Annotated in this window: 5 protein-coding genes and 1 pseudogene; all 6 read right to left on the bottom strand. The window is 76.6% G+C overall.

All coding sequences use genetic code 11. The features are described 5' to 3' along the window. Positions 1-583: pseudogene (locus ABZ641_RS19635) on the bottom strand (hypothetical protein); the annotation flags it as partial. Positions 584-626: 43 nt separating this feature from the next. Continuing rightward, on the bottom strand, positions 627-1,958 hold the full coding sequence (locus tag ABZ641_RS19630; protein ID WP_344625695.1) for a VWA domain-containing protein: 1,332 nt from the start codon (positions 1,956-1,958) through the stop codon (positions 627-629). Positions 1,959-2,108: 150 nt separating this feature from the next. Then, positions 2,109-3,359 carry a PP2C family serine/threonine-protein phosphatase gene (locus ABZ641_RS19625; protein WP_359983371.1) on the bottom strand — a complete coding sequence of 417 codons (1,251 nt, stop codon included), beginning with the start codon at positions 3,357-3,359 and terminating at the stop codon, positions 2,109-2,111. Between the two features lie 3 nt (positions 3,360-3,362). Further along, a complete protein-coding gene (locus ABZ641_RS19620; RefSeq protein WP_359983368.1) occupies positions 3,363-5,678 on the bottom strand; it encodes a tetratricopeptide repeat protein in 2,316 nt (771 codons plus the stop codon). Then, on the bottom strand, positions 5,671-7,086 hold the full coding sequence (locus ABZ641_RS19615) for a hypothetical protein (protein ID WP_344625727.1): 1,416 nt from the start codon (positions 7,084-7,086) through the stop codon (positions 5,671-5,673). Before ABZ641_RS19615 ends, ABZ641_RS19620 begins: the two co-directional genes overlap by 8 nt. Before the next feature lie 173 nt (positions 7,087-7,259). Next, positions 7,260-8,072, bottom strand: an 813-nt coding sequence (locus tag ABZ641_RS19610) for a glutamate ABC transporter substrate-binding protein (RefSeq protein ID WP_359983365.1), incomplete at its 5' end; no start/stop codon positions are given.

Raw genomic sequence — 8,072 nt, 5'->3', positions numbered from 1 at the left:
CCGCAGCGCCCGCAGGCGCCCACCCCGCCCCCGGCGGGGGCGGCGGAGCCGCGGGCGGGGCCGCCGGGGGCGGGGTGGGCGCCTGCGGGCGCTGCGGCGCGGACAGGTCGTAGTCGTAGCCGCACTCCTCGCAGTACCGGCCGGTCTGCGGGCTGCGGCAGATCGGGCAGGTCACCAGGCCCGCGGTGATGTCCGGGCCGCCGTGCGACGGCTGGCCGTGGCCGTGGCCGCCGCCGCCGATGGACAGCCCGCCGAGGCCGCCGCGGCGCCCGTAGGGAGGCTCCTCGTAGGACGGCTCCTCGTAGGGCGGCTGCCCGTACCCGGAGTCGCGGCCGGCCGGCTCGTAGGGGGGCCGCTCGTAGCCGCCCGGGCCGCCGTACGCCGGACCGCCCGGGGGCGGGGGCGGCGGGGCGGAGGCGGGCGGGGGCGGCGGGTAGCCGGACCCGGCGGGAGCGCCGAACGGCGAGCCCTGGGCCGGCGGGGCGCCCGGGACGGCCAGACCGGGCGGCGGAGTCATCGGGAAGCCGCAGAAGTCGCACCAGTCCTCGGCCTGCGACTCATGGCCCCTAGGGCAGATCGGCATCAAATCCCCCACATCAGCAGGTCCGGCCCAGGGAATCGGCCGGTCATCTCTTCACTCGCACGGTCTTGGTCGACCGGGTCTCGAGTGTCATCGAGTCGGCCTCGCTCACGTTCTTACGGAATCGAACCGTACCCTCCTTCGGATCCACCACGTCGACCACCTTCTCCAGCAGACGGAACGTGCCGTCGTTGCCGGTCACGTGGGCGAGCCGGACGGCCGCGCCCAGCTTGGCGGTGGCCCGGTCGACGTCCCCCGCGCGGTGGGCGGCGAGGCCCTCCTGGATGGACGCGGCCAGCTCGGCCTGGCCGGTGTAGTGGGCCACCTGCTGGTTGATCCGGGTGGATGAGGCCAGGTCGTCGGTCCACACGGCCCGGACGAGGCCCTGGGAGAGCGTCTCGGCGGTGCCGTCGGGCCGCGGCAGCACCAGGCTGACGCGGGCGGCCAGCATCTCGTCGCCGACGGCGGCGGCCGGCACCTCGACGCAGACGTGGTAGTCGCGGCTCTCGTCGCCCCAGGAGCCGGTCGGGTAGTCGCCGGCCCGGGGGCCGGTGTCGGTGCGGCGGCCGGTGAGGTCCTCGACCGAGGGCGCGACCTGCTTGACGTACTTCACCACGGCGTTGGCCGGGGTCCAGATCCGCAGCGCGACGTCCGCGACCTGCTTGCCCATGGTGGCGGACATCATCGCCCGGAAGTCGTCCGCCAGGCCGGAGGGCTCGGCGACGATGTCGACGGTGCCGAGCAGCGCGGAGGAGATCCGGCGCAGCTCGTCGACCTCCCAGTCGGTGCCGACGCCGCGGCAGTCGGCGGTGAAGTACCCGGCGGCCCGCTCCAGGACGGCCTGCAGCTCGGCGGGCTTCTCGTGCTCGTTGCGCCCGTCGGTGAGCAGGATGCCGTGCCGGATGGAGCGCTCCGGGCGGCTCTCGAAGAGCCGGCGGGCGAGGGCCAGCCAGGTGCCGATGGCGGTGCCGCCCATCGGGGTGAGCTTGCGCAGGGCGGTCCTGGCGGCGGCCCGGGTGGACGGGTCGGCGACGGCCAGCTCGCCGCCGCCCGGGTAGACCTCCGCGGCCTCGTGGGTGCCGGCCACGACGGCGAAGGCGACGCCGTCGCGCAGGGTGTCTATCGCGGCGGCGGTCGCCTCGCGGGCGTTGCGCATCTTGGAGGCCGGGTAGTCCATCGAGCCGGAGCAGTCGATCATGATCACCACGGCGGCGTCGCCGCCGTCGGCGGAGGCGGGCAGCCGTCCGCCGGCGGTGCCGCCGCCCGTGGCGGTGACGGTCACGATCGCGTTGACCTCGCGGGCGCCCTCGGCGAGGTACTCGTTCTGGAAGATGTCGACGTCGAATCGGGGCGCGTTCGGCTTGGCCAGACTTGCCATGGGCTGAGGGCTCCTGTCGAGCGGGCGGGCGGGTCCGGTGGGGTCGTCGTGCGGTGGTCGGGTCGTCGTGCGGGCGCGTGGGGCCGCGCCGGTGCGGGCGCGCGGCGGCGAGGGCGCGCCGGCCTGCGGCGCGCCCGGGTGCGGCCGTCCTCAGTCGAGCGGTGCCGGGGCCGGCGGGAAGGGCGGCATCGGAGGTGCGGGCGGTGCGGGCGGCGCCGGGGGCGGCCCGTCCGGCAGGGTGGCGTCGTGCCCCTGCGGTGCGGGGGCCGCCTCGGCGGCGGGCCGCTGCACGGGCAGGTCGAGCAGGGTGGGCTCGTGCTCGGGCTCGCCCGGGGTGATCGGCAGCACCGCGACGGTGATGTTGTCGTGCCCGCCCGCGGTGACCGCGAAGTCGACCAGGGAACGGGCGGCGGCCAGCGGCTGTGTCCGGGCGTCGGCGCGGACGAAGAAGGCCAGGTCGGTGGCGGCCTCCGCGTAGTTCCACAGGCCGTCGGTGCAGATCAGCACCACGCCGGGCACGTGCGGGGTGAAGGCGACGGTGTGCGGCAGGAGCTCCTCGGCGTCGGCGCCGAGCCAGCCGGTGATGGCGTGCGCCCGCGGGTCGGCGTACGCCTCGGCCTCGCCCATCAGCCCGGCGGCCACCATCCGGGCGGCCCAGGAGTCGTCCTCGGTGAGCCGGTAGGGCTCGGCCGACTCGCGGTCGTCCGGGATCCAGTAGGCGCGGGTGTCGCCGACCCAGCCGATGGTGACCAGGCCGTCCGCCGCGATGGCGCTGACGTAGGTGCAGGCGGGCGCGTTGAGTCCGCCGTCCGGCCGGGCGCGGTTCTTGTCGTCGTAGGCGAGCTCGGTGACGGCCCGGGCGGCGTCGGCGATCGCGCGGCGCATCGCGGCGGTCGGGTCGTCACCGCGTTCCAGCGAGCTGAGCAGCGACTCGGAGGCGGCGTCCACGGCGGTCGCGGAGGCCTCGTCCGGGCGGGCGGAGGAGGAGACGCCGTCGCAGACCACGGCGACGACGGCGGGCCGGCCGCCGGGCAGCGAGGTGCCGGCGACGGTGAAGGCGTCCTCGTTGCGGTGGTGGCGCAGGCCGCGGTCGCTGACGCCGGCGACGCCGGCCATGGCCCGCTCCTGGTGGTCCCGCGGCCGCGGCTGCGCCTTGCCGCAGGACTCGCAGTACCCGTCGGGGGCGAGGCCGGTGGCTCCGCAGTGCGCGCAGGCGCCCGCGGCCGGCCCGGCCGGCTGGAGGTCGGGCACGGTCGCTCCGGGCCCCCGGACGTCGGTCACCACCCGGGCCCCGGCGGGTGCGGCGGGCCCGGCGGTGCTGTGTCCGCACGCGCCGCAGTAGGCGTCGTCCGGGGCCAGCGGCTCGGCACAGCTCGGGCACACGGTCTGCTGCTGCGGCATTGCTCACACCCACGTCCGTGGACGGGCACGGTTGGCCCGCTCCACCATCTCGATCCTCGTTCCGGCCCGGTCGGACAACCGTGCCAACACCCGGTAGGAGTGCTCCAGGGCGAAGCGCAGTTCCCGTTCGCCGGCAGGATGTCCGAGCACTTCGCAGGCCGGGTCCGCGCTGCCCGCGGCGGCCGTTCCGGAGCCGCCCGGGCGGCCCGCGACGACCCAGCCGAGGGCGGCGTCCAGCAGCTCGACGGAGAGCTCCTCGTGCCGCCGGGCGTCCAGGCCGAGCGCGGTGATCTGCTCGGAGCAGCGCACCAGGTCGGGGCCGAGCGGGTCGGTCGCAGGACGGTCGCTCAGCCGGGCGCGGACGGCGGCGATCCGTGCCGCGGTGTGGTGCGCGGAGGCCTCCGGCACCGCCTCCAGGGCGGCGACCGCGCCGGCCCGGTCGCCGGCCGCGAGCCGGACCCGGGCCAGCCCGAAGGCGGCGCCGACGTAGCTGCGGTCGGTGGTGGCGACCAGGCGGTGGAACTCGGCGGCGTCCTCGCCGTTGCCGAGCAGTTCGGCGCAGAGGGCGAGGGCCAGCTTGGGCGCGGCCTCGCCGGGGAACGCGTCGTACAGCGCGTCGAAGGCCTCGGCGGCGGCCCCCGCGCGGCCGGCGGCGAGGGCGGTGAGGCCGCGGTACCAGACGGCCCGCCAGTCCCCGGGGTGGTCCTGCTCGACGGCGTCGAGGTCGCGTGCGGCGGCCTCCGGGTCGCCGAGTTCCAGGTGGGCGCGCAGGGCCCGCAGGCGCAGTTCCAGCGAGGGCGCGGGGGCGGTGGCGAGCGCGGCCAGCGCCTCGCCGGGTGCGGTGCCGGCCAGGGCGGCGAGGAAGCCGGCGTTCGGGTCGGCGGTGTCCACCCGGGGCACCGGCAGGGCGAGGGCGGCGGCGGCCGGGTCCGGCGGGCCGGCGGCGGGGTCGGTGTCGAGCACCCGGACCTCGGGCCCGAACAGCGTGGAGAGCGCGGGCCGCGGCCGGCCGTCCTGCAGGGCGAGCACCTCGCGCAGGACGCCGGTGAGCTGGTCGGCCATCTCCTCGGCGGAGCCGAAGCGGCGGGCCGGGTCCGGGTCGGTGGCCCTGACGAGCAGTCGGTAGTACGACTCGTAGGCGGCGAACAGCGGGGCCTCGTCGGGGCCGGGCAGGTCGTGCCGGTGGGTGGTGTCGTAGCCGCGGAAGTCGAGGCTGAGCACGGCCAGGGTGCGGGCCACGGTGTAGAGGTCGGAGGCGGGTGACGGTCCGTCGGTGGCGATCTCGGGCGCCTGGTAGCCGACGGTGCCGTAGATCGGGCCGTCGTCGTCGAGGCGCCGGACGGCGCCCATGTCGATGATCTTGAGCGAGTCCTCGCTCTGGATCACGTTGTCGATCTTGAAGTCGCAGTACACCAGCCCGCGGGCGTGCAGGTAGCCGAGCGCCGGCAGCGCCTCCAGCGCGTACGCGATCGCCTGCTCGACCGGCAGCGGGTCGCGCCGGCCGTCCGGGGTGCGGCGCTCGTTGGCGATGTCCTTGAGCGACTTGCCGCCGACGTACTCCATCACGATGTAGCCGTCGCTGCCGCCCGTCCGCAGGTCGGGGTGCTCGGCGAAGTTGATGATGCGGACGATGTTCGGGTGGTCCACCTCGGCGAGGAAGCGCCGTTCGGCGAGCGCGACCGCCAGCGCGTCCTCGTCACCGGTGTCCAGCAGGCCCTTGAGGACCACCCACTTGTCGCTGACCCGGCGGTCGACCGCCAGGTAGATCCAGCCGAGCCCGCCGTGCGCCAGGCAGCCCACCACCTCGTACTGGCCGCCGACCAGGTCGCCGCGGCGCAGCTTGGGCGTGAACGAGTAGCCCGTGCCGCACTTGGTGCAGAAGCCCTCCGGGCGCCCCGGCTGGTCGCCCTTGGAGCGGCCGACCGGCGCGTCGCACCTGGAGCAGAACCGCTTGCGCTCCGGCACCTCCGGGTCCTCCAGCACGGCCGCGGACGGGTCGGGCCGCGGCACCGCGGGCACCGTCACCAGGCCGGCGCCAAGGTTGCCGCGGCGGCCCGTCCCGGCGGTGCCGCCGCTGCTGCGCACCGAGACCGAGCGGCCGGTGCCCGTCCGGGCGGAGCGGTGCGAGCGGGACCGGCCGGACATCGTCCGCGAGGAGCCGGTGCGGGACGAGCCGGCGCGCGCGGAGTCGGGGGAGACCCGGGCCGGGGGCACCCGCGGTGCGCCGGTCTCGGCGGCCAGCCCGCACTCGTCGCAGTAGCCGTCCGCGTCGATCACACCGCTGCCGGAGCACTCCGGCCGCGTGCACACCTCACCCATCGCTGTCCCCGCCCCCCTCGAACTCCCCCGCCGGCCGGGTGTCCTGCACCGCCGGGGCCTGGTGGTCCTGCCCGTTCCCGCCGTCCGTGACACCCGGACCGGCCGCGATCCCCGGACCGGCCGGCAGCGCCGGCACCGGCCGCACCGCCTGCTGGAAGCGGGCGACCGCCTCCGCGGCGGCGCGCAGGTCGCACGGCGCGCTCCACAGCAGCCAGCGCGCCTTCTCGAACCGCTCGACGACCTCCGGGTCCTCGGTGATCCGCAGCCGCGCCGCCATCGCCTTGTACGCCTCCAGCCGCCCCCGCAGCTCGGCCCGCACCGCCAGCGGCTGGGCCACCTCGGTCAGCGAGGACCGGGCCCGGGCGAGCTCCTTGGCGGCCGCGTCCTCCAGCGCGTCCAGCAGCGGCCCCAGCCGGTACCACTGGCCGCCGTGCTGGAGCTCCACGGCCTGGCCGATCCGCTCGCGGAGCGCCGAGGCCGGGCCCGGCACGGCAGGCACCTCGGTCGCGGCGATCTTCGCCAGCACCTCGCCGCGGGCCCGCCGGGCCTCGGCGAGCGTGGCGTCCGCCCGCTGCAGCAGGTCGGCGACCTGCTGCAGCCGCTCGTGCGACTCGTCGCGCAGCCGCAGCAGCCCCTCCAGCTCCACCCGGACGTCGTCCAGCGCCCGGCCCGCCCGGTCGAAGCGGGCGGTGTCGACCACCCCGGAGACCGTGCCGGCCGTCATCGCGGCCGCGGCGGGCCCGTCCTCGGCGCGCTGCGCGGGCACCCGGGCGGGCCGCCACAGCGCCAGCGGGTCCGCGACCACCTCGGTGCGCTGCGCCGCCAGGTCCCCGGCCAGTTCGGCGAGGTCGTCGGCGAGCGGGTGGCCCCCCGGCCGTACGCCGACCGACAGCGCCAGCATCTGCACCCGGTGCAGTTCGGCGAGCAGCAGGTCGATCCGGGCGGGCAGCGCCGACCAGACCGCGTCCGCGGCGGCGACCACCTCCAGCACCGTCGCGTACCAGGCGTTCATCCGCTCCAGCAGGTCGGCGAGGCTGATCCGTTCGACCAGCCGGGCCGGTGCGCCGAGCCGGGCGCCGCCGTCCGGCAGCTGCCCGCCGGAGACGGTGACCGAGGCCCCGCCGAGCAGTTCGCCGAGCTCCGCCAGTTCGGCGGAGCCGGGCCGGTTGCGGCGCGAGCGGACGGCGCGCGCCGAGGCCAGCGCCTCCGAGTAGCGGTCGAACAGCGACCACAGCACGGACAGGCCCTGCCCGGCGACGGACCACCGCTCCCGGGTGCGCCCGGTGAGGGCGGCCCCCTCCAGCAGCCGGCGGCCCGGATGGTCCTGCAGGTCGAGCAGCGCCGCCTCCACGGCGTCGCGCTCGGCGCCCAGCCGCGCGAGTGCGCGGTCCACCTCCTCCCGGCTCATCGCCGGGCCGGCAGTTCCTGCCAACGGTCCTTCCTCTCCGGTGCGGTCGCCCGGTGCCGGTGCGGCACCTCCCGCGCCTGCGGCGCGGCCCCCGGTGACGGTGCTTCGTGTGACGGGGCGACGGGTGACGGGACGGTCGGTCGACGGGACGATCGGGTGACGGGGTGACGAGACTACGGCAGGTACGGTGCGGCGGAGGCACCCATGGTGGGCGCCAGCCAGCGCGTGTAGCTGCGCTGCCACCCCCCGTCCGCGCGGTACTCCGCCAGCACCTGGTTCACCCAGGCCACCAGGTCGGGCGCCGCCTTGTTGACCGCCACCCCCATGTAGGCGTCCGAGATGCTCTCGTCGAGCACCTGCACGGTCGGGTCCTGCGCGGCCTGCGCGGCGGCCAGCGAACCGTCGGTGAGGGTGGTGTCGACCTGGCCGAGCTGCATCAGCACCAGGCAGTCCAGCTGGTTCTCCACCACCCGCACCGCGCTGGTGCCGCGCGGGTCCCGCTTCAGCTCCGCCTCCGAGGAGGACTGCGCGGCCACGCAGGCCCGCCGCCCCTTGAAGGCCGCGGCCAGCGAGGTCACCCTGGCCGCCCGCTCCACCACCACCTGCTGGCCGGTGCGGAAGTACGGGGCGGAGAAGGCCACGTCCTTCAGCCGCTCGCAGGTGATGGTCATGGTGCGGGTGATCAGGTCCACCTCGCCGTTCTTGACCGCCTCGATCCGGCGGGCGGTGGGCACCGTCCGGAAGGTGATCTTCTCCGGGTCGCCCAGCACCGAGGCCGCGATCGCGTGCGCCAGGTCGATGTCGAAGCCCTCGATCCGGCCCGTCCGCGGATTGCGGAAGCCCCAGTTGAAGCTGTTCTGGTCGACGCCGACGACCAGTGAGCCGCGCTGCCGGATCCGCCGGACCGCCGCCCCGTTCGGGTCCTCGGCGGGCGGCGCGCTCTTGGTCACGTCGCAGTCCGCGGCCGGCGCCAGCGCGGGCGCGGC

It is taken from the genome of Kitasatospora sp. NPDC007106, assembly GCF_040634455.1.
GTDB classification, from domain to species: Bacteria; Actinomycetota; Actinomycetes; order Streptomycetales; family Streptomycetaceae; genus Kitasatospora; species Kitasatospora arboriphila.
Note: the sequence above shows the minus strand (reverse complement) of the source record. Positions and strands in the feature narration are given on the sequence as shown.